21 protein-coding genes are annotated in these 26613 nt (G+C 71.8%); 11 read left to right on the top strand and 10 right to left on the bottom strand.

The window, feature by feature from the left end; genetic code table 11:
- Nucleotides 1-611 precede the first annotated feature (611 nt).
- Nucleotides 612-2795, top strand: a complete 2184-nt coding sequence (locus tag D7318_RS11380) for an AIPR family protein (protein WP_120696808.1) — start codon at nucleotides 612-614, stop codon at nucleotides 2793-2795.
- Nucleotides 2796-2961: 166 nt separating this feature from the next.
- Here D7318_RS11380 and D7318_RS11375 read toward each other — a convergent pair whose 3' ends face one another.
- The 4 genes from D7318_RS11375 to D7318_RS11360 all read right to left on the bottom strand — a co-directional run bounded on the left by D7318_RS11375 (nucleotide 2962) and on the right by D7318_RS11360 (nucleotide 11389).
- Nucleotides 2962-4479, bottom strand: coding sequence for an HsdM family class I SAM-dependent methyltransferase (locus D7318_RS11375; RefSeq protein ID WP_120696807.1), 1518 nt, complete (start codon nucleotides 4477-4479; stop codon nucleotides 2962-2964).
- A gap of 132 nt (nucleotides 4480-4611) precedes the next feature.
- Nucleotides 4612-6213: a class I SAM-dependent DNA methyltransferase gene (locus tag D7318_RS11370; RefSeq protein WP_230423644.1), complete on the bottom strand. Its 1602-nt coding sequence runs from the start codon at nucleotides 6211-6213 to the stop codon at nucleotides 4612-4614.
- Nucleotides 6210-7712, bottom strand: coding sequence for a restriction endonuclease subunit S (locus D7318_RS11365; protein WP_120696806.1), 1503 nt, complete (start codon nucleotides 7710-7712; stop codon nucleotides 6210-6212). Before D7318_RS11365 ends, D7318_RS11370 begins: the two co-directional genes overlap by 4 nt.
- Nucleotides 7709-11389 carry a type I restriction endonuclease subunit R gene (locus D7318_RS11360; protein WP_230423642.1) on the bottom strand — a complete coding sequence of 1227 codons (3681 nt, stop codon included), beginning with the start codon at nucleotides 11387-11389 and terminating at the stop codon, nucleotides 7709-7711. Before D7318_RS11360 ends, D7318_RS11365 begins: the two co-directional genes overlap by 4 nt.
- A gap of 181 nt (nucleotides 11390-11570) precedes the next feature.
- On the opposite strand from D7318_RS11360, the gene D7318_RS11355 reads away from it, so the two are divergent.
- On the top strand, nucleotides 11571-11804 hold the full coding sequence (locus D7318_RS11355; RefSeq protein WP_147437663.1) for a hypothetical protein: 234 nt from the start codon (nucleotides 11571-11573) through the stop codon (nucleotides 11802-11804).
- Nucleotides 11805-11880: 76 nt separating this feature from the next.
- Here the strand turns inward: D7318_RS11355 and D7318_RS11350 are convergent, their stop codons facing one another.
- Nucleotides 11881-12864: a M56 family metallopeptidase gene (locus D7318_RS11350; RefSeq protein ID WP_120696804.1), complete on the bottom strand. Its 984-nt coding sequence runs from the start codon at nucleotides 12862-12864 to the stop codon at nucleotides 11881-11883.
- A gap of 1 nt (nucleotide 12865) precedes the next feature.
- The gene (locus tag D7318_RS11345) at nucleotides 12866-13246 is read right to left on the bottom strand and encodes a BlaI/MecI/CopY family transcriptional regulator (RefSeq protein ID WP_120696803.1); all 381 of its coding nucleotides are present in this window, start codon (nucleotides 13244-13246) and stop codon (nucleotides 12866-12868) included.
- 276 nt (nucleotides 13247-13522) lie between these two features.
- Between D7318_RS11345 and D7318_RS11340 the strand changes: the two genes are divergently transcribed.
- The gene (locus D7318_RS11340; protein ID WP_120696802.1) at nucleotides 13523-14170 is read left to right on the top strand and encodes a GNAT family N-acetyltransferase; all 648 of its coding nucleotides are present in this window, start codon (nucleotides 13523-13525) and stop codon (nucleotides 14168-14170) included.
- Nucleotides 14167-14952 (top strand): M15 family metallopeptidase, encoded by a 786-nt coding sequence (locus tag D7318_RS11335; RefSeq protein ID WP_120696801.1) that lies wholly within the window; start codon nucleotides 14167-14169, stop codon nucleotides 14950-14952. The genes D7318_RS11340 and D7318_RS11335 overlap by 4 nt, the downstream gene beginning before the upstream one ends.
- Nucleotides 14953-15000: 48 nt before the next feature.
- Here the strand turns inward: D7318_RS11335 and D7318_RS11330 are convergent, their stop codons facing one another.
- Together D7318_RS11330 and D7318_RS11325 are read right to left on the bottom strand one after the other, a co-directional pair.
- The gene (locus D7318_RS11330; protein ID WP_120696800.1) at nucleotides 15001-15726 is read right to left on the bottom strand and encodes a DUF1775 domain-containing protein; all 726 of its coding nucleotides are present in this window, start codon (nucleotides 15724-15726) and stop codon (nucleotides 15001-15003) included.
- An 85-nt stretch (nucleotides 15727-15811) separates the two neighbouring features.
- Nucleotides 15812-16462, bottom strand: a complete 651-nt coding sequence (locus D7318_RS11325; RefSeq protein WP_230423640.1) for a hypothetical protein — start codon at nucleotides 16460-16462, stop codon at nucleotides 15812-15814.
- Nucleotides 16463-16571: 109 nt separating this feature from the next.
- Between D7318_RS11325 and D7318_RS11320 the strand changes: the two genes are divergently transcribed.
- From D7318_RS11320 to D7318_RS11310, 3 genes are all read left to right on the top strand, one after another.
- Entirely contained in the window at nucleotides 16572-17735 is a 1164-nt protein-coding gene (locus D7318_RS11320; protein ID WP_230423639.1) for a sensor histidine kinase, read from the top strand.
- The gene (locus tag D7318_RS11315; RefSeq protein ID WP_120696797.1) at nucleotides 17732-18400 is read left to right on the top strand and encodes a response regulator; all 669 of its coding nucleotides are present in this window, start codon (nucleotides 17732-17734) and stop codon (nucleotides 18398-18400) included. Before D7318_RS11320 ends, D7318_RS11315 begins: the two co-directional genes overlap by 4 nt.
- A gap of 248 nt (nucleotides 18401-18648) precedes the next feature.
- Complete coding sequence (locus D7318_RS11310; protein WP_120696924.1) at nucleotides 18649-20832, top strand: MMPL family transporter; 2184 nt, start codon at nucleotides 18649-18651, stop codon at nucleotides 20830-20832.
- Between the two features lie 44 nt (nucleotides 20833-20876).
- On the opposite strand, the gene D7318_RS11305 is transcribed toward D7318_RS11310, so the two are convergent.
- Both D7318_RS11305 and D7318_RS11300 read right to left on the bottom strand, forming a co-directional pair.
- Nucleotides 20877-21491 (bottom strand): TVP38/TMEM64 family protein, encoded by a 615-nt coding sequence (locus tag D7318_RS11305; protein ID WP_120696796.1) that lies wholly within the window; start codon nucleotides 21489-21491, stop codon nucleotides 20877-20879.
- 34 nt (nucleotides 21492-21525) lie between these two features.
- Nucleotides 21526-23157, bottom strand: a complete 1632-nt coding sequence (locus tag D7318_RS11300) for a sialidase family protein (protein WP_183091369.1) — start codon at nucleotides 23155-23157, stop codon at nucleotides 21526-21528.
- A 177-nt stretch (nucleotides 23158-23334) separates the two neighbouring features.
- On the opposite strand from D7318_RS11300, the gene D7318_RS11295 reads away from it, so the two are divergent.
- Genes D7318_RS11295 through D7318_RS11280 form a run of 4 tightly spaced genes read left to right on the top strand, consistent with a single transcriptional unit; the run spans nucleotide 23335 to nucleotide 26612 of the window.
- Complete coding sequence (locus D7318_RS11295; protein WP_120696794.1) at nucleotides 23335-24378, top strand: serine/threonine protein phosphatase; 1044 nt, start codon at nucleotides 23335-23337, stop codon at nucleotides 24376-24378.
- Nucleotides 24375-25517, top strand: a complete 1143-nt coding sequence (locus tag D7318_RS11290) for a protein kinase domain-containing protein (RefSeq protein ID WP_120696793.1) — start codon at nucleotides 24375-24377, stop codon at nucleotides 25515-25517. The genes D7318_RS11295 and D7318_RS11290 overlap by 4 nt, the downstream gene beginning before the upstream one ends.
- Nucleotides 25501-26211, top strand: a complete 711-nt coding sequence (locus D7318_RS11285) for a vWA domain-containing protein (RefSeq protein ID WP_120696792.1) — start codon at nucleotides 25501-25503, stop codon at nucleotides 26209-26211. Before D7318_RS11290 ends, D7318_RS11285 begins: the two co-directional genes overlap by 17 nt.
- The gene (locus tag D7318_RS11280; protein WP_120696791.1) at nucleotides 26208-26612 is read left to right on the top strand and encodes a hypothetical protein; all 405 of its coding nucleotides are present in this window, start codon (nucleotides 26208-26210) and stop codon (nucleotides 26610-26612) included. Before D7318_RS11285 ends, D7318_RS11280 begins: the two co-directional genes overlap by 4 nt.
- The last annotated feature ends 1 nt before the right edge of the window (nucleotide 26613 follow it).

Genomic DNA, 26613 nt, shown 5'->3' with positions numbered 1-26613 from the left:
CGCGTGAGCGAGGCGTGAGCGGAGGTGCTGTTGATCTTGCCTCTCGTCTGCGCGGAGCGTCTTCCCGTGCGTCGCCCAGGACGCCGCCGAGCCTGCCCCAAGCCAAGCTGAGGCCCGTTGTGCCCGAGGCGGTCGGGGACGGCAGGGCGGCGGTCGTCTCGTCGTCCAGCGCAACGACACAGAAGCCGCTGAGTCCGTGGTTCCGGCGGTCAGGGTGATGGCGCGGTGGGGTTTGCGGGGGTCTCGCCGGGGGCGAGGGCGAGGACGTCGCCCTCGTACTGGGTATGGGTGCCCGGGGCGGGCACTTGGTGGAGCCGGTGTGTCCCATGGGCAGGTGCGGCAGGTCAAGGCGGTACAGGCGCGGGCGAGGTCCTCCAAGTGCGGGCCGAGTGAGGTCGGGATATCGCCAGGGATGCGGCTGCGGGTGCCTCTTGGTGGCGGCGGGACGACGTTGGCCGACAGAGGTGTTCTGGCACATTGTCCAGGCAACCGCTGACCAGAACCATGTGGAAAGCTTCATGGGCCGCATATGCTGACACGAGGCTGGCACGCTCTGTGTTCCGCTTCGATAGTCTGAACAGTTCTGTCGGGAGCGGTCGTTGGGAGCATGGATGGGTAAGGGCGCACCGGGGATGCCCCTTGAGGTGCAGCACATCAGGAGGGCGCTGCTGCGCGAGTTCGAAGGCCGGATCTCCATGGACGACTTCGAGAAGAAGGACCCCAAGGAGCGTGAGACGGCCTTGTTGTCGAGGGCCGTGTCCGCGAAGGCGGCCCGTATCCTCGCTGACTGCACCTCGGACGAAGCGGCGGCGTGGGTGATCGACGGCCGGGACGACTTCGGTATCGACTGCGTCGCGTTCTCCCCCTCGGGGTCCGAACTCTGGCTGATCCAGGCCAAGTGGAAGGACAGGGGGACGGCCGGATTCGACACGGAGGCGGCACTCAAGCTGGTCCACGGGCTGAAGAAGCTCGACAACCGTGATCTTGACCACTTCAACGAGCGGTTGCAGCTGCTGGCGGATCGTGTGCACGGCGTCCTCAGGTTGCCCACGTGCAAGGTGAATCTGGTCGTCGCCCTCATGGGAGACGGCCGTCTCTCCCCGGAGACCCGCAACATCCTGGAAGAGGCGGCCAACGAGTTCGGCGGACGCGGACGGACCGTGGAGTACCGGGTACTGGACCAGGGGGACTTCCACCGGGCGATCCGGGAGGACCTGGAGCCGCAGCCCATCACTCTCAAGGCGACCATGGACCGTGAGTGGTACAGCCGCGAGACCCCGTACAAGGCGGTGATCGGTGAGATCAGCGCCGATCAGCTCGCGCGCTGGTACGGCGGCAAGGGCGATGACCAGGATCGCGACAAGGGGCACGGCGAACGCCTCTACGACCGCAACGTCCGAAAGTCGCTGGGGCTTACCGGAGTCAACCAGACCATGGTGGAGTCGATGCTGGAGGACCCGGAAGGATTCCTCTACCGTCACAACGGCATCACGGTGCAGTGCGACAGGGTCGAGCAGGAGTACCACGCCAAGAGAGCGGTCGGCCAGCCCACCACCCTCACCCTGCACAACGCCAGCGTGGTCAACGGTGCTCAGACGGTGTCCTCGGCCTTCCGGGCGTATGAGAGGGATCCGGAGGCCGTCGCGGAGGCGTATGTCCTGGTACGGATCATCTCCCTGGAGGGAGCAGCGGAGGGCTTCGGACGTTCCATCACCAAGGCCACCAACACGCAGAATCACATGGAGCGTCGGGACTTCATCGCCATCGACGCCGTCCAGAGCGAGATCCAGAAGGACTTCCGTCTGTCGCTCGACAAGGAGTACGTCTTCCGGCGGGGTGAACTGGACCCGGCCCCCGAGTCGGGCTGCTCGGTGACAGAAGCGGCCACGGCCCTGGCCTGCATGCACCGGGACTCATCGCTCGCCGTGCGGGTCAAGGGCTCCACGAACGCGCTCTGGGAGGAAGGCCCGGGAGGCGCCTACACCAGGCTCTTCGGCCAGCAGCCGACCGCCCAGCAGATCTGGCGCGCGGTGCAGGTCTTCAGGTTGGTGCGAGACCAACTGACGGAGCTGAGGGCAAAGTTCACCGGACGTCCGGCCGCCGTCGTGGACAGTGGGGGACTGCTGGTGGCCCATCTTGTTTTCCAGCGGATCGGCAGGGAACGGTTCGATGAGCCGGACGACGAGTGGGGCGCAGTGCTCGCCGACGTGCCCGGTCAGGTCAGCGCCGTACTTCTCTGCCTCATCACCATGGTCGACACCCTCTTCACGCACAAGAGTTACGTCACGAGCACCTTCGCCAACGAGGAGCGCTGCGCGCGACTGGTCGCCGCGGTCCTTGGAGTTCTCGAACGCGGCACCGGCCCGGACTCCCCCATGAATCTGAAAGCCCTCATGGAGGACGCGGGGCCGAAGCGGCAGCGGCGGCCCCACACGGTCCGGCTGCTCGTCGACCACGACGCCATCAAGGATGGCACGCCCCTCGTCTACGCCCCCAGCACCGTGGAGGAACTGGCCATCGGCGCATGGCTCGACGAGGACCCCCGCCGTCGCCGGGCGAGCTGGGTGAACGACCGAAAGAACCCCATTCTCTGGGAGGCCGACGGCAAGCGGTACTCCCCGACCGGACTCGTCTCCCAGATGTGGAACGCGGCCGACTGGAAGGAGCAGTGGAGCGCGGTCCAGGGCCCCAAGCAGTGGAGAGTGCCGGGCGAGGGAACGCTGGTGGAGATCGCCGAGCGGCTCTGGCAGCGGATCGCGGAAGAGGGGCAGTCGGGGGAAGAATACTCGGCGTAACGCGGGGCCACCGCTCCGAGTGCCGAGAGACCCGACTGCTCTAGGTCGGCAGTGGCCCCCGGCACCCGGACGCTCAGGGGGAAACGGAGCCGACCCGGTATGCAAGGGGTGGCAACGACCGGGCACCGCCGGTTGGGCTTGCCCCGGAGGCGCCCGGTCGTTACGTTCACTGCCCCGGCAGCGCCTCCGCGACCTGGCGGAAGTGGGCGGCTGCCTCGTCGAGTCGGTCCGCCACCTCGAAGGCGATCTCCTTGGGGGAGCCGAAGTCGCCCAGTTCCTTGGTGAGATGGGCCTTGAGGAGGAGGCTCGTCTTCGGGCTGGCGAGGATCTCAGCCACCGAGTAGCGGCGGAAACGTTTCGACTCGGTCCGTGCGGCGAAGCCCTCCTCCGGGAGGCAGGAGGCGACGAAGTCGTCGAAGTCGGCCTCGGTGACCGGGTTGCCGGTGTCCGTGTGGTGGTTGCCCGTGCGGGCGTCGTACACCCACAGGTGCCGGGTGGCGGGCTCGCCGCTCGGCTTGGGCGTGGACTTTGTGAAGAAGAGGACGTTCGACTTCACGCCCTTGCGGTGGAACAGCCCGGTCGGGAGCCGCAGAAGGGTGTGCACATCGCAGTTCCTCAGCAGGTTCTGACGTACGGTGGCCGCCGCGCCGCCGCCGGAGAGGACCCCGTCCGGGACGAACACGGCCGCCCGCGCGCCCTGCGGCAGGGTGATCGCCAGGTGCTGGAGGAAGTTGGTGGGGAAGTCCCCGTATGCCCAGAAGTCGTCGCGCATGGTGGCGTCGGGCTGTACGCCGTTGCTCTTGAACGGCGGGTTGCAGATGGCCACGGTGGGCACGGCACCGGACCCGGAGCGGACCACCGGAGTCTTGCGCTTGAGTGTGTCAGCGAGCCGGACAGGAGCGGGGTCGGCGAACGGACGGCCGGTGTGCAGGAGAATGTTCAGCATGGCGAGTCGGCACATCTGCGCGTCGAGGTCGGCGCCCGCGAGGGCGGCCGGTGGCAACTGACGGTTCGCGGCGAGCATGGCGTGGTAGGCGGCGATGAGCGTCGTGCCCGTGCCGCACGCCGGATCGATCACGATGTCCTCGGGGCCCACGCCGAGTACCTTGGTGATGGCGTTCAGGACGGGGAGAGGCGTGAGGGTCTGGCCGGTCTCGATCTTGCTGTCGATCTCCTTGCGACAGTCGCGCAGCATCCGTGAGAAGGCACGGCCCAACTCGGCCTGGGGGACCGCCAGCCATCGGTAGGGGTCGATCTGCTCGACGATCAGCTTGTTGAGCTCGGCCATGCGGTCGAGGTCCCAGGGCTGGGCGTCGCGGAAGACGACGCTCGCGGTCTGGCGGTCGGGGCGGTCGGAGAGCTGCTGGTCACCGAGTTCGTCGAAGAGTGTGGTGAGGCCGGTGTGCAGGGCGTCACCGCTGAGCAGGGCCAAGTTCGGCCAGGCGTCGACGGGCGCGACGGGCTGCTGTGCGAAGCGGCCCGCTCGCTGGGCGCGCTCGTGGTCCAGCTTGAGGAACAGCAGATAGCCGACGTGCTCCAGGAACTGGAGGCGGGTGATGGCTCGGGTGCTCGTCTCCTCGCCGTAGAACTTCCAGAAGCGGTCCGCTATCGCGTCGCCGGTCCAGAGCCCTAGTTGTACGCTTGCCGCCGCCGCGCCGTTGCCTCGGCCGAGCCCGCTGGCCATGTGTCACCCAGTCCTTGGTCAGTCCCCGGCGGGCCGCCCGTGTCCGTACTGCCTGGACGGACACGGGACCGCGCCTGCCGTTCCCGGAGCGGCCCCGGCGGACCCTCGCCCACGGGGGACGGAGGGCCTGGGCTACCGCTCCTGGGATGTGTTGTTGTCTTGTGAAGCGCTGGTGGTGCCAGCGGCGCCATCGATTGCCCTGGTGCTCGCGGCCTTCTTCAACGCCTGTGCCACGGCGGTGAACTCGGCCAGGGCCGTCTCCAGGTCCTCCACGATCTCCTGCGCGATCACATCCGGTGGCGCGAGCGTGGCAGAGGAGGCGGAGGCGGACTGAAGCACCGTCAGGTCGAGATTGACCTTGTCACGGGCGATCAGTTCATCGTACTCGTACGATCGGAAGCGCTCACTTGGCTTTCGGGCCGAGTGGTCCGTGCCTCCGGAGTGGAAGGCGGCGACGAACTCGTCGAGGTGCTCGCGGCGCAGGGCGCGCTGCTTGAGCGTGAAGCGCTGGTCGGTACGGAAGTCGTAGACCCAGAGCCGTTTGGTCGCGGGCTTGCCGCCGGGGCGGGGCGGACGCTTGTCGAAGAACAGGACGTTCGCCTTGACGCCGTTGGCGTAGAAGATGCCGGTGGGCAGGCGCAGCAGGGTGTGGACGTCGGTGAGGTCCAGGAGGCGGCGGCGGATCTCGGCGCCCGCGCCGCCCTCGAACAGCACGTTGTCGGGCAGGACCAGGGCTGCCCGGCCGTTCGTCTTCAGCAGGGTGTAGATGTGCTGGACGAAGTTGAGCTGCTTGTTCGTGGTCTGCGTCCAGAAGTCCTTGCGGGAGGTGTATGCCTCGCCGGTGACCGAGCCCACGCCGAAGGGCGGGTTGGCGAGCACGATGTCGTAGAACTTGTGCGGCGACTTCGCCAGGGAGTCCTGGATGGTGATCAGCGGGCGGGCCTCGGATGTGCCGATGCCGTGCAGCAGCATGTTCATCAGGGCCAGCCGGGCCGTCTCCCGGACCAGTTCGTAGCCGGTGATGGCGCCCGTCTGGAGCTTGCGCGCCTCGTCGCCGTACAGCTGCTCCTCGTAGCGCTCGACGATGTGGGCGTGCGCGGCGATGAGGAAGCCGCCGGTGCCGCAGGCGGGGTCGGTGATCGACTCGCCGGGGCGCGGCTGCACGCAGTCGACCATGGCGTCGATGAGCGGGCGCGGTGTGAAGTACTGGCCGGCGCCCGTCTTGCGGTCCTCGGCACCACGCTGGAGCAGACCCTCGTAGGCGTCGCCCTTGAGGTCCAGGTTCTCGCGGGTCCAGGTGTAGGGGTCGATCAGGTCCTTGATCAGGCGTTCCAGGACGGCGGGTTCGTGGACCTTGTTCTGTGCCTTGGTGAACACCTCACCGAGCATCGTGCCGCCGCGGCGGCCCAACTGCCGCAGGACGTGCTCGTAGTGGTCCACCAGGTCCTCGGCCGACCGGCTGGTGAGACTCGGCCAGTCCAGGCCCGGCGGGACGAGCGGCTCTTCCGGAAGATTCCGGCGGAACTTGGCCGGTCGGTTGGCGCGCTCGTCCGCCATCTTCAGGAAGAGGAGGTACGTCAGCTGCTCGACGTAGTCGAGGGTGGAGACGCCGGAGTGGCGGAGCAACTCGCAGTACGACCAGAGCCGGTTGACGAGCGTCGAGGTCGTCTCCCCGGCGGGGCGGCGTGGGCCTGGGGTGGTGGCGCTGTTCATGAGGGCGGGGGCGATGCTCACTGAGGCAGTTCTTCCTGGCCGGGCGGGGCCGAGCGTGGCTTGCGCGGGGCGCGCTTGCGGGGTGCCTTCTTCGCGGTCGCGCGTGTGGCGCGGATCCGGTCGAGCAGGACCGACGCGGGCTCGTCGGCGGGGTCCTGGGGGACGAGGGTGCCGGTAAAGGCGGCCTGGAGAAGGGCGGCGCGGAGTTCTTGGGCATGAGCCAACGCGCCTTCGGCGGTGGAGCGTGCGGTTGCCACGCTCTCCAGATGCAGCTCGATTATCTTCACGAGCTGTTCCTGAATTTCCGGCGGGGGAATCGGTACAGGAAGGAGCTTGATCTTACGAAGGCTGATCGACGCCAGGTTGACGGATTGGGTCCCATTACGGTCACACCATGCTTTGCCGAAACCGTTTGCGTGCCAGGCGAGAAGTTTGGGGTGGATCTTCCGCTCGATTACTCGTGCGCGGAAAACGTGGTTTTGGTGGATGCAGTTTTCGATTTGCCCTTCCCATACCCAACCGCGCCCGAGCTTGTCTCTGTCGCCGCCTTCGTTGAGGAGTATGTCGCCGGGTTCCAGTCGAAGGGACTCTGCTTTTTCGGGAGGAACGCGAATGGTCGTCACTTTGCCCAGAATGAGTTTCCCACGCTGGACGTTGGCGACACGCAGGTAAGGAACCTCGACGTAGTCCGGGTCGCTCTGGCGCTTGCTGTCCTTGGTTACGCCGCCGACCACCACGGCGATCTCGCCGAGGCGGGCCCAATTCCACCCTGCGGGAAGATCGGGGATTATGCCATCATCGATGTCGGCTTTTTCCAGAGGTGCTGGGGAAAGGTCGACATCCTCCAAGCAGCCGCGTGCGCCGCGAGTGGTGATCTGCTCTGCGAGGCTTGCGGCGCTTGACAACGCGGCATGCGCTGCTGCTTCACCAGTTCCAATGTGGCTGATCTGTTGCTCGATCTCGGCGACGATGCGGTGCTGCTCCGCGAGCGGTGGGACCAGAACCTCGGTATCCATTAGCCAAGGTACCTCAAGCGAAGCCACTGTCGTGCCCTGCTTACGGCAGTTTGCCAGGATGTACCGTTCCTGTGCGCGAATCGCCCAAGCCAGCCAACGGCCGTCGATTCCCTCGTAGGGCGCGACTGCCTTCATGTCCTGATTCAGCGTTACCTCAAAGGGCACGTACGTGACAGGAACTTTCCGCTCCAGGATTCCGGAGCGGACGACGACGGCCACGGATCCGGCGGGCACCAGTTTCACAGGTGAGTCGTCGAGGGCGGACTCGTGGATGAGGTCCTGCGTTGCCACGAGAACGTCCGGCCCCATATCCTTCGGGGACAACCACGGAATGGTGCCGTCGGTCCAGAACTCGGGCCTCTTCTTCGACGGGGTGCCACCGCCATACCATTCGCCGAGTTCGCCGAGCGTCGCCCGAGCCCACCCCGGAGGCAGCTCCCCGGCGCCACCGCCCGGAAGATCCTCCCGGCCGTCACCGGAATCCGCACTCAGCCTCAGCGTCACGCGCCCAGCTCCCTGTCCAGTTCGTCGAGGATCTCTTCCGCCCGCGTCTCACCGAATTCGGCGAGGAATCCGTCCGTACCGTTCATCTTCGTGAACGGAGCGTAGTCGAGGTCGGCGGGGTCGAAGCGTACACGCTCGACTGTCGCACCGGCGATGTGGTCGAGCCACCAGCGTTCCGTGTCGGTGAAGGTCACGCCCGCCTGCCCCTGCCGGGCCAGCCAGTTCGCGTACCGCTCACGCACCGCCTCCTCGTGTGGGCGCGGCGGGGTGGCGCCCTCGTCCGCGCCGCCCGCCAGCTCGTAGCGCATCAGGGCCAGCAGGTCGGCCGCCGTACGGGCCGCCGACCGTTTCGAGGCCACGGCCTCGCCCACCTGCTCGTAGCAGCGCCACAGCCTCTCTGCTGTCCAGGCGCGCGGCGGGCGCGCCACGGCCCGCGCCAGGTCCTTCAGGCGTCGCAGGGCCTCTCGGGGCGGTACCGGCGACTCGGGCGAGAAGGCGACGGTGAGCGCCGCGATCTCGTCGCGGTGCTCCTTCACGTATGCCCGCCAGTCGCGGACGGTCTCCCGTGCCGTCGACTCATCCTCCGGGACGGCGCCCGCCGACACGAGGGCGTCGCGGCTCGTCTCGTCGTAGAGGATGTCCTTCGCACGGCGCATCTCGAGCAGTCGGGTGCGCAGTTCGGGGTTGGAGGCGAGCGGGCGCAGCGCTCGTTCCGTCGCGTCCCTAACGGCCCGGTCGGGGTCGAGGCCGAGGCGTTCGGCGGCTTCGCGGGACTTGGCCTGCTCGTCGATCGAGACGGCGTCGACCATCCTGTGCACGATGTGCTTCAGCGGTACGCCGCCGGTGAGGCCCTCGATCTCGGCGCGCTCCTCGTCGGTCATCTGGAGGTCGAGCTTGGCCAGACGCGAGGCCAGAGTCGAGATGTGGGTGTCCTCCGCGACGCCCCGGGCGGTGAGGCGGAGGAGTTTCTCCAGGCTGAGGTCCTTCTCCGTGTGCTGCTCCAGCGGACCGGCGTCCACCTTCGGCTTCCGGGTCACGCCCACCGCGTCGACGATCACGAAGTGCGTCTTGGGGCCGACACCCGGGGTGACGCGCTCGAACTCGGTCAGCGAGAGGGTACGGGCGCCGCGGCCCTTCATCTGCTCGAAGTAGGCCCAGCTCTTGACGTCCCGCAGGAAGAGCAGGCACTCGAGGGGCTTGACGTCGGTGCCGGTGGCGATCATGTCCACGGTGACGGCGATGCGCAGCTGTGGAAGGTTGCGGAAGTCGGAGAGCCGCTCTGCCGGTTTCTTCGCCGCGTGTGTGATCTTCGCGCAGAAGTCGTTGCCCTTGCCGAAGACGTCACGGACGACCTCGACGATCTCCTCGGCGTGGTTGTCGTTCTTGGCGAAGATGAGGGTCTTGGGGATGTACATCTCGTCCCACAGCAGCTCACCGGTCTCCTTGTCGCGCTTGGCGCGCTCAGGGAAGATCTCGGTGAACAGGCGCTCGCGGAAGGTGCGGATGACCGTGCGCAGCTGGTCCTTGCTGATGACGCCGACGCCGACTTCCGTCGCGCCGTAGGAGACGTCCTCGTCGAAGTCCTCGTAGCGCTGGCGGCGGGTGCGGCGGTCACGGACGGGGATCGTGCCCTGCGCGATGACGCCGCCCTGGCCCGTTATGCGCGTCAGGATCTCGTACACCTGGAAGTCGACGTTGACGCCGTCGGCGACCGCCTCCGGGTAGGTGTACTCGCTGACCAGGTTGCCGTTGAAGTAGCCGAACGTCTGGGCGACGGGTGTCGCGGTGAGGCCGACGACGGGCGCGTCGAAGTATTCCAGTACGGAACGCCACTTGCCGTAGATGGAGCGGTGGCACTCGTCGACGACGATCAGGTCGAAGGACTCGGGCGGGATGCCGGGGTTGTAGCCGACGCGGATGTCACCCGCCACGTCGTACGCGTACTCCTCCTCGCCGTCCTCACCCCGCGTGGCGGGTACGGTCGCGCCCGTCAGCTCCATGTACAGGCGCTGCACTGTGGAGACGACGACCTTCGCGGACGGGTTCATGCCCTCGGCGCCCAGGCGCTGCACGTTGAAGAGGTCGGCGAAGGTGCGGTTGGTGTCGGGTGTCGTGAAGTTCTCGAACTCGTTCTGCGCCTGGGCGCCCAGGTTGTTCCGGTCCACCAGGAACAAGACGCGCTCGGCCTGCGCGTACTTGAGCATTCGGTACGCGAACGTGACCGCCGTGTAGGTCTTGCCGGCGCCGGTCGCCATCTGGACGAGGGAGCGGGACTGGCCCGTGCCCTGCTGGCCCTTGCCCAGGGCCACGGACTCCTCCACGCCGCGCACGGCCTTGATCTGGGCGGGGCGCAGGGGGCGCTCGTCCAGGTCGGGCATGCGCAGGCGCAGCCTGGCGCGGTAGGAGGGCGCCTGGGGGTCCTGCTCCGCCTGACGGATCCAGCGGGACAGGGTGCGGGGTTGGTGGAAGGAGAAGATCCGCCTGCTGCGTGAGTCGGGGTCGAGGGTGTTGCGGAAGCGGGTCTCGCCGCCGTCCGACACATAGCGGAATGGCAGTGGGGTGCGCCAGGCGATCAGGCGCTGCTGTGCCTCGGTGGGGTGATCGGCGTACCGGTCGGCCTGGGCCTCGGCGGCCGTCAGATCGGCGCCCTCCCGTTTGGCCTCGATCACGCCGACGAGCTTGCGCTCCACGTACAGGGCGTAGTCGGCGCGGCCCGTGGCGGTGGTTGTCTCGCGGACGGCGACACCGCTGCCACGGCGGTCGCCCTGCACGTACAGGTTGAGGCTGCCGTCCGCGTCCTGAACGCTCCAGCCCGCCTCGGTGAGCATCTCGTCGAGATGGGTGCGCACTTGCGCCTCGGTGAGGGGCTCGCGGGCCGCCTGCTCGGCGTTCTCCAGGAGACGGGCACGCTCGGCCACCGCCTCGGACGCGGCGGCGGGGCTCGTGACCTGCTCGCGCAGCAGCCTGGCGTCGGCCGCGTACTGGGCCTGCTGGAGCGCCGCGAGCTGATCGTGCATGGCGGCCACTTGACGGGCCAACTCCTCGCGCCCCGCCGCAGCGTCGGCGAGTTCCTTCTCCGCCGCGAGGCGGGCGGCCTGCTCGGCCTGCGCCTGGGAGGCCTGGCCCTCGTAGGTGAGACGGGCCTCCTCCAGCGCCCGCCGGGTCTCCTCCACCTGTGCGCGCAGGGCCGTGTTCTGAGCGGCCGGCGTGCGTGCCGGGTCCGGTGGCACGAACGTGTGCTGTTCGCGCGAGCCGGTGATCAGGCGGTGGTACCAGACACCGAGCCGGTGACAGGCCCGCAGGGCCCGGAAGGCGTCGTCCACGTCGTCGTGGTCGTCGTGGTTGGCCTTGTTGCCGAGGACGCGGACCTCGTGGAAGGCGGGCCCCACGTTGCCGTGCAGATAACCTTCCTTGTCGAGGGCTGCCAGGCGCTCGACCTGCTTGCTCCCGGTGAACTGGAGACGCCCCCGGCGCACCAGATCGGAAGCGAGGGCCTCACCGAACTGCCGGGACTTGATGAGCGAGGTGTTCGGGTCGGTGAAGACGTTGGCCTCGGCGCCCGAGCCGTAAGCGACGAGCAGGGGCAGATGGTCGTACAGGAAACCGAAGTTGCGTGACGTCCGGGCGAGCTCGGCGAGTCTGGTGTCCGGTGTCTGTGCCGCGCCACCTGCGCTCATCAGAGGGGTACCGCTCTTCCTGGGATGCTGTATGTCGTGGCGTGCCTGGGCTGTTTCGGGTGTGGTGAAGGGATCATCGAGCCTAGCGCCGGGGGTGTACTGGCGCCAGGAGTTTCGCTGTCGCCAGCCACGGCCTGCCCGGCTCCGTCGCCCAGCGGGGCGGAGCCGTACGTTATCGGCCGTGCCCGCAGACCGGATGAGCGCGGAGGCGTTCTTCGCCCAGCTCGCGGGGATGGAGGTGGAGCACCTCAGGAAAGCGCTGTGGAACCTGTACCGGCGCGGCTCCGCGCCCGTCCGCGGACGCGTCGAGGCTGAGATCGCCCGGGTTCCCGCGCCGCGGGCACGTGCGACGGAGAAGACCCCGGATTCGCGGCGGGCACTCGACGAGGTCGGCGCGTTCACCGCACTGGCGTAGGGCGGTTCCCACTCCTGGTCGCGGTGTTCCTTGACGGTTGCTCGATTCCGTGCCTTCTTCGACGCGTTCGGTGGTCTCAGCCGCCTCGTGGGTCTCCTTCGCCGTGTGCGGTGCCGGCGATCGCCGCGGCGGGGGCGAGGGATACGGCCGCGGGGAGGGCGAGGAGGGCCGCGCCCGCGCACAGGGCCAGGGCCGGGAGGGCGCGGCGTCGGGGGGTGGGTGAGGGGGGTTCGAGCAGGCGCCGGATGCGTTCGGCCGGGTCGGGTCCCGTCATCGACACGGTGCCGACGGCCTGGTCCTCGGGGTCTTGGGAGCACATGTCGAGCAGGGCGCTGGCGACGGTGCGGCGCCCGTGTCGTTGGGCGGCCTGGTCGTCCGCGGCCATCTCGACCAGGCGCCTGACCTGGGCGGCGTAGTCGCGCAGGAGGCCGGTCCAGCCGACGGCGGCGGTGATCACGTCGGCGAGCAGGATCGCCCGGTGGTGGCGAAGTCGCAGGTGGGCCCGTTCGTGCTCGACGGTCGCCGCGAGCTGGTCGGGGCCGAGGAGGCGCAACGCGCCGGTGGTCAGGACGATGCGGGCGCGGCCGCCCTGGCCCGGGATGCAGAAGGCCGCCGGGGCGTCGTGGTCGAGGACCCGCAGGTTTCCCCGGCGCGCGCCGTCGCGTTCGGCGAGGGCGTCGGTGGCCAGCCGGTGCCTGGCCCGTTGCCCGCGGACGCGCAGGGAGCGTCGGGCGGCGAGTGCCGAGATGGCGCCCGCGCAGGTCAGCAGGGCGACCAGGGCGACATCGGCGATGCCTTCGACGGGCAGGGAGCCGGTGTAGGCGGCGTGCACCTGGGGCTTGTCGGCGTGGAAGAGCCACACCACGGCGTGCTCCCAGGCGTCGTGCGCGGCCAGGAGCAGCACCGCGCAGCAGGAGGCGAGGAAGCCGAGCGCGTTGGTGTGCCACAGGCGCAGGGCGATCCGCGGTGAACGCCGGGTCCACGCCGCGTGGGAGAGGAGGCGGGCCACCGGTCCGCCGAGGACCAGGGCGTGGGTGAGCAGGGCCAGGATGACGAGCACGTCAGTCGCCGTCCGCCCGCCCGGGCTCGGGCGTGGACCGCCCCAGCGCCTCGCGCAGGGCCTCCGCCTCCGCGGGGTCGAGGCGGTCGGCGAACCGGATGAGGGCGCCGGCGCGGTCGGCGGTGGTGTCCAGGGCCTGTTCGAGCAGCAGCGCCGTGTAGTCCTCGGCCGACCTGGAGGCGGAGTAGCGGTAGGCGCGGCTGACCTTCGTCCTGGTCAGCCAGCCCTTCTGGCGCAGCCGGTCCACCACGGTCATCACCGTGGTGTAGGCCAGCGGGCGCTGTTCGTTGAGGGTGTCCGTGAGGGCCTGGATGGTCAGCGGCTCCGTGCCGCGCCACACCACGCGCATGATCTCGGCTTCCAGCTCGCCCAGTGGGCGCATCTCCCGGGCTCCTCACCCTCGTTCCTTCGTGGCGGCCGACCGATCCGCCGCAGGCCAGTGTGCCCGTTCGGCGGCGGACGTGCCGCGCGTGGGGCGGGCGGCGTCACGTTCGTTAACTCCTACGCAGTGTAGTAGTTTGCGGGTGTGGACGCCGACCCCCGCGCCTCGACGCGACCGAACTCCGTCCCGGCCCCGCCGGGCACCCCGCACACCGGCCCGCGCATCCCCCCGATGCGGGGCCGACGACAGGATCCCCACGGATTCGTCCTTCGGCCGATGTCCCGCTCCGACCTCGACTTCGTGGTGGCCGCGCACCGGGAGTTCTTCCCCGACGGGTTCTTCGCGCGCCTCGGCCCCGGCTTCCTCACGGCCTACTCGAGGACGTATCTGACCAGCGCCCACGCCCGCGCCTACGTGGCCGACGTGGACGGCCGCCCCGCGGGCTTCCTCGTCGGCGTGCTCGACCCGGCGGCCCACCGTCGGCACGTGGTCCGCTCGCACGGTGTGCGCCTGCTCGCGCGCGCCGTGGCGGGCATGGTGGTGCGCCCGCGCGTGGCGTCGCACTTCGTGCGCACACGGCTGTTCCGCTACCTGCGGAAGCTGGCGCCGAAACGGCGGGGCGCGGCCGCGTCGCCGTCCGCGGGCTCCGGCGTCACCGCCGTGCTCTCCCATGTCGCGGTGGTCGGGTCGGCGCGTTCGCTGGGCCTCGGGGGCGCCCTCATCCGGGTGTTCGCCGGTGACGCCGCCCACCGCGGATGCGCGCGGATCAGCCTCGTCACGCTCGCCGGGCCCGGCGGCGCGGGACCGTACTACGAGCGCCTGGGCTGGCTTCCCCGCGGCGAGACGCGCACCGCCGAAGGGCGACAGCTCGCCACCTACGACCTGCCCCTGACCTCACGCCCTACTCAAGGACCCGCACAGTGATCACCCACCGACCCCTGGTCGGCGCCCTGGCCGCCCTGCTGTTCGCCGCCGTCGCCTGCTCGGGGGACACGGACACCGGCGACGGTGCCGCCCCCGCCGATCCCCCGGAGTCCTCTCCTTCGGAGTCCTCGGGCGGCGCGACGCCCCCCGCCCGGGCGGAGACGCCGGGGGCCGACCCTGAGATACGCGAGGTCTCGGCCGAGCAGTGGGCGGACATGGTGGCGGCCGGGATGTGGCGCGAGGGCTGCCCCGTCACCCGCGAGCAGCTGCGCCGGGTCGAGATCAACCACATCGACTTCGACGGCGAGGTGGCCAGGGGCGCGCTCGTCGTCAACGCCGATGTCGCCGACAGCGTGGTGCGGATCTTCACGCGCCTGTACGAGGAGGAGTTCCCGATCCGCCGCATGCGCCCGGTGGAGCACTACGACGGGGACAACAACGCCAGCCTCGCCGACGACAACACGGCCGCCTACAACTGCCGCCACCCCGACCAGATCAACGCGCCGCCCATGGAGTCGCCGCACGCCAACGGCCGGGCCGTCGACATCAATCCGCTCGAGAACCCGTGGATGGACCTGCGCTGCGAGTGCTGGTCGCCCAGCGGTGAGCACCGGGAGCGGGTGGAGGGGCCGGGCAAGATCGTGGAGGGTGGCCTCGTCTGGCGGCTGTTCACCGAGGAGGGCTGGATCTGGGAGAACATCGACGTGCCGGACTACATGCACTTCGACACCGGTTACCCCTCCGAGCCCTTCGCCCCCGACCGGGCCGCGGACGCGCCGTAGCGGCCATGTCGTCGCCCGGCTCCGGGAGACGACATGGCCGGGCAGTGGTCAGGCCTTGGCGCGGCGGCGGGCCAGATGGCCACCGGCCGCGGCCAGTGCCAGCACGAGCGCGACGACGGCGATCCACGCGGCGGCCGGGAAGCCACCGTCGTCCTCGTCCTCCGCCGCGGTCTCCTCGGCGTCGTCCGCCGGTGCCGATGCCTCGGGCTCGGTCTCCGGCTCCGGCTCCGGTGAGGGGCTGGCCTCCTCGGTGGCGTCGACGGGCTCCGCTCCGGGGGCGGCCGGTTCGAGGGCGAGGACCGGCGCCGCGCTGCCGTGGCCGCCGCCGTCGGCCTCCGCCAGCTCGATCCAGCGGTCGATCCGGCCGTCCTCGTACGTCTGGAGCGTCTTGAACGCCAACTCCTCGGCGTCCGGCAGCTGATGGACCACCACGGCGTACTCGGCGTCCTCACCGGCGGGTACGGCGGGGCCCGCCACGGTGTAGCCGTCCTCGGTGGGCGCGAACTCCCAGCCCTCGGGGCCGCTTTCGTAGACGACGTGCTCGGGACCGAGGCCCTCGGGCAGCACGACGCGCAGTTCGGTGATGCCCGCGCTGCTCGACTCCGACTGGGCGAGGAAGCTCAGCGTCACGTTCTCGGCGAGGGCCCGCGGCGTGTCGGCCGCCACCTCGACGTGGGCGGCTGCGGGAGCCGCGGAGAGGACGACCGCGACGGCCGCCGCGGCCGTGACGATGCCCAGGCGGCGGAGCGCGCGCGAGGGGTTGGGACGGGACATGACGTCTCCTGGGGGTGGGGCGGGGACCGCGCGCGGCGGCCCCCGGGGAACGAGATCTCGACGGGGCGGGACGACCTCGTTCGCCTCAGGGCCCTCGCCGCACCACCACGTTCGCCAGCACGACGCGTTGCGGCGGCGGACGCACCACGCGCCTGACGCCGGGGGAGGGCTGGCGGGGGAGCACCGTCGAGGCGCGCTCGCCGACCGCGGCCCACAGGGCCCGAACGCGGTCGATGGCCGCCCTGACCAGGCCCAACAGCCCCGATGGGCCGCTCACCACCCCGGCGCGGACGGCGTCGGCGCGATGCAGCAGAACGGCGATGAGCACCGCCGCCCCGGCATGAACGGCCGTGGCGGTCAGCGAGTCGTGCGTCCGGACGTGCCACGCGTCGTGCGCGGCCCCCGCGGGAACGCCGTCACCGGCGCCGTGTCCCCCGTGCCCGCCGTGGACCTGAAGGGGATCCGTTGTCCCGCCGCCGCCCGCCATGCCGAGCCACACGTGCAGGGCCGCCTGCGCGCCAAGCGTCGCCCCGAGCACCGTGGGCAGCGCGTGCGCGCGCCCGGCGAACGGCAGCACGGCGGCGAACAGCACCGCGCCCGCGCCGACCACGGGCCCCCACGCCACGGGCCCTTCGGACACCACGTGGTGCGCGGCCACGCCGAGCACCGTGACGACCAGGGCGAAGACGGCTGCCCTGGCGGCACGTGACGACGAGAGGGGCACGCGTGGGGACATCGCGCGCTCATCATGGCGCCTGCGCGGCGGCAGCGGAAGCGGGCCCCACCTTGCCGGGCAGCTCGGCCGCGGTTCCTCCTTCGGACCGAGGCGTGGGCAGAATGGGTGGGTGCCGCCCTTCGACCAGACGCGTTTCCGGTGGCCCCGTGGTGCCCGTGGTGACGCTGTGCTGGCCGGTGGGGTGTTCGTGGTGGTGGCGCTCGGGGCCGAGGGGCAGCGGCTGACCCGCGGTGGGGACTCGGTGCCCCTGCTGATCGCGTCCTGGCTGTTGATCACGGCGGTGTGCGGGGCGCTGCTGTTCCGGCGCCGGTGGCCCGTGGCGGTGGGCTGGTTCACGGTGCTGGCCACGGGCGCGTACTACCTCGTGAGCGACATCGACGGCCCGTTGGTCATCGTTCCGATCGTGGCGTTGTACGCCATCGCGGCGCGGGGGCGGCTGCGGGTGGCCGTCGCCATGGTGGCGGCCATGGTGATCGCCGTGGCCGCGGGCGCCCTCGCGGGCACGGGTGATGTCACCGGCACGGCGGTGTTCATGCTGGCCGGCTGGCTGGTCGCCGTCGTGGCGCTCGGCAGGGTGTGGCACGGCCGGGTGGCCTACGCCGAGGAGGAGGCGCGGCTGAGGGCCACCGAGGAGCGGCTGCGCATCGCCCGGGAGCTGCACGACGTGATCGGGCACAGCGTTTCGATGATCAACGTGCAGGCGGGCGCGGCACTGCACCGGCTGGAGAAGGAGCCCGACCTGGCCGAGGCGGCGCTCGGCGCGATCAAGACGAGCAGCCGGGAGATCCTGCGGGAGCTGCGGGCCACGCTCGAGGTGCTCCGCCGGGTCGACGAGGACGCGCCCACGGCGCCCGCGCCGGGGCTGGCAAGGGCGGACGAGCTGGTGGCCTCGGCGAAGCTGGCGGGGCTCCCGGTGGCGATCGAGCGGAGCGGGCCCGAGCGCGCGCTGCCCGCCCCGGTCGACCTGGCCGCGTACCGGATCGTGCAGGAGTCGTTGACCAACGCCGCACGGCACGGCCGCGCCGGGCGCGTCACGGTCCGGCTCGCCTACGGGGACCGGGAGTTGAGGGTGGCGGTCGAGGACGACGGCCGGGGCGCGGCGGCCCGCCGGGGCGGGGCGGGCGGCGGCAGCGGGATCGCGGGGATGACGGAGCGGGCGCGGGCCCTGGGTGGCGAGCTGACCGCGGGCCCGCGCCCCGAGGGCGGATTCGCGGTGCGGGCCCGGCTGCCTTACGGGTTCACGGGAAGTGCCGACGGAGTGGGTGACCGATGATCAGGGTCCTGCTTGCGGATGACCACTGGCTGGTTCGGGCCGGGTTCCGTTCGGTCATCGAGGGCGAGGACGACCTCGAGGTGGTGGGGGAGGCCGGGGACGGGCACGCCGCGGTCTCGGCGTGCCGCGAGCTGCGCCCCGACGTGGTCCTGATGGACATCAGGATGCCGGGGATGGACGGTCTCGAAGCCGCGAGGGCGATCGCCGGGGACGAGCGGCTGGCGTCGGTGAAGGTGGTCATCCTCACGACCTTCGACCTGGACGACTACGTGTACGGGGCGCTGCGCGCCGGGGCCACGGGCTTTCTGGTGAAGGACTCGGAGCCCGAGGAGCTGCTGCGCGCGGTGCGGGTCGCCGCCGCGGGCGACGCGTTGATCAGCCCGTCGGTCACCCGGCGGCTCATCGCGGAGTTCGCGATCCGCGGGAAGGGCCCCGAGCCCGACGGTCGGCTCGACGCGCTCACCGACCGGGAGCGGGAGGTCATGCGGCTGGTGGCCGCGGGGCTCACGAACGACGAGATCGCGGCGCGTCTCGTGCTGTCGCGCTCGACGGCGAAGACGCATGTCAGCCGGGTCATGACGAAGCTGGGGGCGCGGGACAGGTCGCAGGTCGTGGTGGTGGCGTACGAGTCGGGGCTGGTCAGCCCGGGCTGGCTGGCGGAGTAGGCCGACGGCGGGGGCGGCCGGGCCGCTCCCGCGGACCGTCGGGCGTAGGCCCCGTGGCACCCAGGGGGTACGGCGCGGCGGCGGCGTGGGCCCGTCGGGGTAGGTGAGGTGTCGGCCGTGGGCTGACGACCCCGACCCGGTCGCGCCCGCACGATCAGGGGCATGAACGCCCCCGCCTCCCGCCGTGCGGCGCCGGGGTGGGCGCGTTTCTCACGCCGGTACCTTCGCTCGATTCCGAGGTCGTCACGATGTCTCCCACCCGCGGCTCGGCCGCGTCCGTCGCCCCGCCCGCGCCGCGCGGGCCCGATCGGCCGCGCGGCGGCAGGCTCGGCGCCCTGGCGGGCTGGGCACAGCGTCACCGCTGGCTCGCCGTACTGCTCTGGGCGGCGGTCCTGGCCGCCGTCACGGTGGGCTCGCAGGCCGCGGGCTCCGCGTACAAGAACGACTTCTCCCTGCCGGGCACCGACTCCCAGGCCGCCACCGACCTGTTGAACGAGCACGGCTCCGCCCAGGCGGGCGACAGCGTCGAGATCGTGCTGAACGACAGCCAGGGCATCGAACGCCGCAGGGACGCGGTCGAGGAGATGCTGGCCGAGGTGGCGGGGCTGCCGAGCGTCGTCGAGGTGCGCGCCCCGTACGCCGATGCCTCCGCCGTGTCCGATGACGGCACGATCGGCTACGCCACCGTCGTCCTCGACGGCAAAGCCGAGGCGGTGCCCAAGGAGGACGTCACCGCGATCATCGACGCCGCCAAGGCGGCCGAGGCCGACGGGCTCAGGGTCGAGCTCGGCGGCGATGCCGTGCGCGGCGCCGAGGAGAAGGGGAGCCCGACCGCGGAGCTCGCGGGCATCCTGGCCGCCCTGGTCATCCTCGGGCTGCTCTTCGGCTCCCTGGTGGCGGCCGCCGTGCCGCTGATCACCGCCCTCTTCGCGGTCGGCGGCGCCATCGGCCTGATCGTTCTCGCCTCGCACCTCTTCACGATCGCCGACTTCACGCCGCCCATCACGATGCTCGTCGGGCTCGGCGTCGGCGTCGACTACGCCCTGCTGATCTTCTACCGCTACCGGCACGAGCTCACCGCGGGCGCCGAGCCAGCCGAGGCCACCCGCAGGGCCCTCGACACCGCGGGGCGCACGGTCTTCTTCGCGGGCTGCACGGTGATCATCGCGCTGCTCGGCCTGGTCGCCCTCGGCCTCGGGTCGTTGCAGGGCGTGGCCCTCGCGCTGGCGCTGACCGTGCTGACCACGATGGCCGCCTCGCTCGTCCTGCTGCCCGCGCTGCTCGCGCTCCTCGGCACGCGCATCAGGCGCCATGTGCTCGCGCACGCGGGCAAGGCCGAGGCCAAGGGGCGTGCGGAGGGCCGACGTTGGCGGGCCATGGCCGCGGCCGTGCAACGCCGTCCGCTTCCCACGCTGCTGGTCGCCGTCCTCGCCATGCTGGCCCTGTCCGCACCGGCGCTCGGCATGCGCCTCGGGTTCGCCGACGCGGGCAACGACCCGGAGAGCTCGACCTCCAAGCAGGCGTACGACCTGCTCGCCGAGGGCTTCGGCCCTGGCTTCAACGGCCCGCTCGTCGTCCTGGCCCAGGGCGACGAGGCCGTCGGCGAGGCCGTCAGGTCCGCGCTGACCACGACCGAGGGCGTGGCCGCGGCCAGCCCCGCGATGCCGTCGGACGACGGCGGTCTCGCCACCGTGATCGTCTTCCCCGAGACGGCGCCGCAGGACGAGGGCACCACCGACCTCCTGCACCACCTGCGCGACGACGTGGCCCCAGGGCTCGAGCGTGACACCGGCGCGGAGATCCTGGTCGGCGGCTCCACCGCGGCGTCCCAGGACTTCGCGGACACGGTCGCGCAGCGGCTGCCGCTCTTCGTCGCCGTCGTCGTCGGGCTGTCCTCGCTGCTGCTGATGCTGGTCTTCCGGTCGCTGCTGATCCCCGTCAAGGCGGCCCTGCTGAACCTCCTCTCGATCACCGCCGCGCTCGGCGCGATGACCCTGGTGTTCCAGGAGGGCTGGTTCGGGGTGCGTCCCGGGCCGATCGAGGCGTTCCTCCCCGTGCTGATCTTCGCGATCGTGTTCGGTCTTTCCATGGACTACGAGGTGTTCCTGATCTCGCGGATCCACGAGGAGTGGGAGCGCACGGGGGACCACTCCCTGGCGGTCAGGGAGGGGCTGGCCGCCACCGGCAAGGTGATCACGGCGGCCGGGGCGATCATGATCGTGGTGTTCGGGGCCTTCGTGCTGAGCCCCGACCGGATGCTCCAGCAGTTCGGCCTCGGCCTCGCCGTGGCGATCCTGATGGACGCGGTGGTCATCCGCTGCCTGATCGTTCCGGCCGTCATGCACCTGCTCGGCGGGTGGGCCTGGTGGCTGCCCGCTCCCCTCGCCCGGCGGCTGCCCGAGGTGGCGCTCGAGCGGCCCGCGGGCAGCTGAACGGCAGCGACCACCTGCCCGTCGCCGCCGGGATCACCCTCGGGCTATGACTCCGCCGTGGCGTCGGGCACGCGGCGGCGGATCAGGGCGGCCGCGCCCAGGAGCAGCAGCAGCGCCGCCGCGGGGGCCCACAGCATCGGGGACGTCGGGTTCGTCGCCGTCGCGCCGGCGAGGGTGTAGGCGACGTTGGCCGGGAGGGTGCCGACGAGGGTGGCCGCCGTGTAGGGGAGCCAGGGGGTGCCGGAGAACGCCGCGGTCAGGTTGACCGCGGTGAACGGCATGATCGGCAGCACCCGCAGGGTCAGGACGCTGACGAAGGGGCGCCCCGTCAGGCGCCGGTCAAGGGTGGCGAGCGGTCGGTACCGGCGCAGCAGTGGCCGGAGCGCGTCGCGGCCGAGCAAGCGCCCCGCGGCGAACGCGAGCAGCGCGCCGAGCAGGGTGCCGGTCACCGCGACCGCCAGCCCGAGGCCCGCGCCGAACAGGGCGCCCGCGGCGGCGGTCAGGGCGGGCTTGGGGACGAACACCAGGGTGCACAGGGCGTACAGGGCGATGAAGTACGGCGCCGCGCCCGTCGGCCGCCCCAGGGCGATGACGGCGCCCGCGGCGGCCGCGAGCAGCAGGGCCAGGAGGGCGAGGCGGGCCCGGGGGGAGGTGCGCACCCCGCCATCCCACCATCCGGCGCGGCGGCGTGTGTCACCCCAGGGGCACGAGCGTCAGGAGGTCGGGGCTGATCGTCAGGCCCGTCGCGTCGGTGTGCTTGTCGGTCACCGTGAAACGCACCCGGTGGCGGCCCATGCCGAGGTCGGCGCGGCCCAGGAGCCTGGTGGTGAACGAACGGACGCCGCGCGTCGCGGTGTCGACCGGGCCGCCGATGGGGTCGCCGTCGATCGTGACCGTGACCGTGCCGCCGTCCGGCAGGTGCCGAAACCGCGCGTACACGTCGTGCGGGCCGCCGCGTTCCACCGCGACGACCGCTTCGACGAACGCGCCGTAGTCGGTCGCGGCCAGCTCGGGGCGGCGGCCGCCCGCGGCGTTGGCGTCGGCGACGATCCGGAGCGCGCCGTCGCCGCCCGCGCGCAGCGGCATCGCGTCCAGGTCGAACCCGGACGGCTCGGCGGCGTCGAGCCAGTCGAGGTCGAGGGCGGCGAAGGCGACCCTGCCGGAGAAGCTGGTCGAGACGCCTTCGGCGTGGTCCCGGCCGAAGAGGACGCCGACGCGCCCGTCGGGCAGCGCGACCGCGTCGGAGTAGGAGGCCGGGCCCTCGGTGATCACGCGGCTGTGCGGCCAGGTCATGCCGTCGTCGTAGGAGAGGGAGATCGTGAGGTTGCGCCGCTGGGTCGAGTCGGGGCGTGTGAGGACGACGCGGCTGGCGCGTTGGCTGCCGGGCCCTCCGGTGATGCGCGCGACGCCGGTGTCCACGGCGTTGACCGGGCGAACGGCGGCGTCGAGCACGGGCCTCGACCACGTGGCGCCCCGGTCGCCGCTCACCGAGACGATCCGTGGGTGGGTGCCGCCCGAGGCGTAGCGGCCGAGCAGCGCGAGCGAGCCGTCGGGGCGCTGGAGCAGCCGCGACTCGTTGACCGGGTAGGCGCCGTCGAGCGGGACCGCGCCGCCGTGCCGCCAGGTGCGGCCGCGGTCGTCGCTGTGCACGACGGAGACGCCGTAGCGCCGCTCGGCGACGGGAAAGGCTATGGCCCTGCGGTGCCACGTCTGGAGCATGAGGCGCCCGTCGGCCAGCCCGATGCCATGGCCAGGGCCCGGCATGTGGAGGGTCCAGCCGTGGGGGTTGCCGTCGAACAGGCCGGTCAGCTCGGTCGGTTCGGACCATGTGCGCCCGTCGTCGTCGCTCTCGATGACCTGGAGGCGGGAGCGGTCGGGCGAGCCGCCGGTGTTGCCTTCGTTCCTGAAGCACTCGGCGTAGAAGAGGAAGAGCCGCCCCGCGCCGTCGGGGAGCGGGGTGGGGTTGACGAACGAGCGGGTGCCGTCGGAGCGGACGACGTACTCGAGCGCGCCCCAGCTTCTGCCCCCGTCCCGGCTGCGGCGGCAGACCAGGTGGTGGGGGTCGGCGTCGTGCTGCGTGACGCGGCCCTCGGCGAAGGCGAGCACGGTGCCGCGCGCCGTGACGGCCAGGCCGAAGACGTGGAACACCGCGAGGCCGTCCTCGCCCGCCGTGAACACGGTCGACTCGTGGACGCGGCCCCTGGCGGGGCGCGCGGCGGCGGGTGCGGCCGAGGCGGGCCCGCCCGTCAGGACGGTGGCGCCCGCCGCGCTCGCGGCGCTCGCGGCGCCGAGGACCAGGGCCCTTCGACCGAGGGGGAGGGGCACGGCGTCAACTCCGTCCAAAGCGCATGAGTTGGGGCAAAAAACGCTATCGACTCCCCGTCGGGGCCGTCAACGGGCGTGACACCGCGGGAAGGGGCTGGGGGAGGGGCCCGTTCTCGACAGCCGTCGAGGGCGGGGGGAATACTTTCGCGAGGGGCCGCGATCTGAGGGGGAGTCGGGATGCTTTCCGCCGCCGAGCGGGCCGGGGCGCCGCCTCCCGGCGTGTGGGTGTCAGGGGGTGGCGCGGACGTCGCGGGGCTCACGGTGTGGACCGAGCGGGTCGCGGGGCGCGGCGAGGACGCGGAGGCGCTGGCCGCGCACCACAGGGGGAGCCGCAGGGGCGTGATCGCGGTGTTCGACGGCGCGGGTGGCGCGGGCGCGGCGCCCGCCTGGCGGGGGCCCGGCGGCGAGTCGTACACCGGCGCCTGGGTGGGCGCGCGGGTGGCGCGTCTCGCGACCGAGTGCTGGTTCCGCGAGGCGGTCGAACGCGCGGGCCCCGACGGGCCCTTGCACGAGGGCGCGCCCGAGGCGCTCGCGGAGGAGCTACGGCGCCAGCTCGATGCCGCGCGCCCGCGCACGCGCGGCAGGATCACCGGCTCGATGCGCCGTGTGCTGCCCACCACCCTGGCGGGCCTGGCCTACCGGCTGACCGGGGACGCGGTCGCGGGGCATGCGCTGTGGGCGGGCGACTCGCGCGCGTACGCCCTGCTGCCCGGCGGCGGGCTGCACGCGCTGACGCGCGATCACACGCACCTGGACGACGCGTTGGAGCAGCTGCGCGCCGACCCCGCGATGACCAACGTCGTCTGCGCCGACCGCCCGTTCACCGTGGACGCGCACGCGTGGGCGTTCCCGCTGCCGTGTGTCCTGCTGTGCGCCACGGACGGCTTCTTCGGCTACGTGGAGACGCCCGCGCGGTTCGAGTGGGTGCTGCTGCGGACGCTGGCCGCCGCGGGCGACCTGGCCGGGTGGGCACGGCTGTTGCGCGACGAGGTCGGCGCGTACACGGCGGACGACGCGACGCTCGCGCTCGTGGCGCCGGGGTTCGGGGACTTCGCCGCGCTGCGCCGCGCGTTCGGGCCGCGCCATGACGCGGTGCGGGCGCGTTACGGCGGCGAGGGGCCCGAGGTGGCCTCGCGCGGCTGGCAGGACGCGGCGTGGCGGTCCTACCGCGCGGGGTACGAGCGGCACATGCCGCCGGTGCGGGAGGCGGGGGCGCGGTGAGGCGGGGCGATGTCATCAACGGGTACCGGCTGGTCAGCGAGCCGACCAACGCCGGGGGCGGCAAGTGCGTGTGGGCGTTCGCCGAGAAGGGCGGCAGGGAGTTCTTCCTCAAGCGCTTCCTCGAGCCGAAGCTGCCGCGCGCCGGCGCGTCCCCCGATACGCCGAGCGTGCGGATCCGCCTGGCGGCGTGCAGGGACTTCGAGGAGCGCCACCGCGGCATCATGCGCCGGTTGCGCCCCGACGCGCGCGGGGCCGGGAACCTTGTGCTGGCGACCGACTTCTTCCACGAGCGCAGCAGCTACTACAAGGTGACCGAGCGGATCGACACCGACAGCCTCGCCGAGCCGCACACGCTCGAGCCCGCGCACCGGGCCGTGCTGCTGCGGACGTTGGGCAGCAGTCTCAAGCTGCTGCACGACATCGACGTCGTGCACGGCGACCTCAAGCCCGCCAACGTGCTGGTGCAGCGCCGCCAGGGCGCGACGTACCACACGGCCAAGTTGATCGACTTCGACGACTCCTATCTGTCCGGCAGGCCGCCGGGCCGGGACGCGATCGCCGGTGACTCGCTGTACGGGGCGCCGGAGTGGCGGCGTTACGTCCAGGGCGACGAGCTGGTCGACGAGCCCGATCTGACCACCGCCGTCGACCTGTTCGCGCTGGGGCTGATGGCCCATCTGATGGTGACGGGCGCGCTCCCCGGCCACGACGAGCGGTACGGGTCGCCCGCGGACGCGGTCAACGCGGGGGAGGCGCTGGCGTGGGACCCGCGGCTCTCCGACGAGATGACGGCGCTCGTGCGGGACCTGACGGCGTGGGATCCGGGCGCGCGCCCCTCGGTCGAGCGGTTTCTCGCGGTGCTGCGCGACCCCGAGGTGTGCGCCCTCGGCGCGCCCCGCGCGAGCGCGCCCCCCGTCGCGCCGTCCCGGACCAGCCGGGTGCGTTTCTCGGGAAGCTCAGGGGGCTCAGGGGGCTCGGAGGGCTCCGGGAGCGCCGGGGGCTCAGGGGCCGGGACCCCTCCCCGGTCCGCGCGCGAGGATGCCGACGAGGCGCCGAGGCGGTCCAGGGTGCGCTTCACGCCGAGGGGCGGCGGGGCCGCCCATGACTCGAGAGGAGGGCGCGATGAGCGCCGAGCTTGAGAGGTACCGGGGCAATCTGCGGTACGCCGTGGACATCGTCCTGTGCGTCGATGCGACCGGCAGCATGTACCCGGTGATCGACGCGGTGAAGCGCAGCGCGCTCCAGTTCCACCAGCGCCTCGCCGGGGTGATGGGGCGGAAGGGCAAGGAGATCAGCCAGCTGCGGCTGCGGGTGATCGCGTTCAGGGACTTCGGCGACGACCCCGACAGCGCGATCGAGCAGACGCCGTTCCTCCGTCTGCCCGAGCAGGCCGAGGAGTTCGCGGCCTTTGTGAGCGGGATCGAGGCGGGCGGCGGCGGGGACGTCCCCGAGTCGGGACTCGAGGCGCTGGCGCTCGCCGTGAACTCGCCATGGGAGAAGGGCCTCGACCGGCGGCGCCATGTGATCGTGCTGTTCACGGACGCGCCCGCGCACCCGCTCGGCACGGTGGGCGTGGCGGCGCAGAGCTATCCGCGGGGCATCCCGCGCACGATGGACGAGCTGTTCGAGCAGTGGGGGTACGCGCGCAGCCAGACGGCGGTGATGGAGCAGTCGGCCAAGCGCCTTGTGCTGTTCGCGCCCGAGGAGGAGCCCTGGGTCGAGACCATCGGCGAGGAGTGGGACCTCACGCTGCACTTCCCTTCGCGGGCGGGCGAGGGCCTCGAGGAGTTCGAGATGGACGAGATCATCGAGACGATCGCGAACAGCCTGTGATCCTGGAGGGCGACGGCGTCTCGCTGACCGTCGACGAGGAGGGGCTGCGGTTCGCGTGGCCCGGGTCGGGGGAGGGCTTCACGGGGCGCTGCGCCGCGATCCTGGTCAGGCCGCACCCGGAGGACGGGCGGCTGCACATGGTGTTCCGCTGCGTGCCCCGGGGCGCCCCTGACGACGGGCATGTGCTGATCCGGGTCGTGGTCGGGGCCGAACGCTCCTCGCGCGTCCGGGAGTTCGTGGAGCTGTGCGCGCGGCGGCACGGCGTCGGCGCGGTCGATGTGCTGCTGCCGGGGGCGCGGATCCCCGGGGACGACCCCGAGTGGGCCCTCTCGCCCGTGGCGCCGCTGACCGAGGCGCTGTACGCGTCGGTGCTCGCGCGTTCGGCGCGGCGGGTGGGCTGAG

The sequence above is a fragment of the Streptomyces radicis genome (assembly GCF_003626575.1).
Classification (GTDB): Bacteria; Actinomycetota; Actinomycetes; order Streptomycetales; family Streptomycetaceae; genus Streptomyces; species Streptomyces radicis.
Note: the sequence above shows the minus strand (reverse complement) of the source record. Positions and strands in the feature narration are given on the sequence as shown.

Excerpts from the sequence above, each read along its gene's own strand:
- D7318_RS11340 (WP_120696802.1), top strand. The coding sequence starts at position 13,523 with ATGTCCCGCTCCGACCTCGACTTCGTGGTGGCCGCGCACCGGGAGTTC.
- D7318_RS11295 (WP_120696794.1), top strand. The coding sequence starts at position 23,335 with ATGCTTTCCGCCGCCGAGCGGGCCGGGGCGCCGCCTCCCGGCGTGTGG.
- D7318_RS11325 (WP_230423640.1), bottom strand. The coding sequence starts at position 16,462 with ATGTCCCCACGCGTGCCCCTCTCGTCGTCACGTGCCGCCAGGGCAGCC.
- D7318_RS11285 (WP_120696792.1), top strand. The coding sequence starts at position 25,501 with ATGAGCGCCGAGCTTGAGAGGTACCGGGGCAATCTGCGGTACGCCGTG.
- D7318_RS11360 (WP_230423642.1), bottom strand. The coding sequence starts at position 11,389 with ATGAGCGCAGGTGGCGCGGCACAGACACCGGACACCAGACTCGCCGAG.
- D7318_RS11345 (WP_120696803.1), bottom strand. The coding sequence starts at position 13,246 with ATGCGCCCACTGGGCGAGCTGGAAGCCGAGATCATGCGCGTGGTGTGG.
- D7318_RS11330 (WP_120696800.1), bottom strand. The coding sequence starts at position 15,726 with ATGTCCCGTCCCAACCCCTCGCGCGCGCTCCGCCGCCTGGGCATCGTC.
- D7318_RS11380 (WP_120696808.1), top strand. The coding sequence starts at position 612 with ATGGGTAAGGGCGCACCGGGGATGCCCCTTGAGGTGCAGCACATCAGG.
- D7318_RS11375 (WP_120696807.1), bottom strand. The coding sequence starts at position 4,479 with ATGGCCAGCGGGCTCGGCCGAGGCAACGGCGCGGCGGCGGCAAGCGTA.
- D7318_RS11315 (WP_120696797.1), top strand. The coding sequence starts at position 17,732 with ATGATCAGGGTCCTGCTTGCGGATGACCACTGGCTGGTTCGGGCCGGG.
- D7318_RS11310 (WP_120696924.1), top strand. The coding sequence starts at position 18,649 with ATGTCTCCCACCCGCGGCTCGGCCGCGTCCGTCGCCCCGCCCGCGCCG.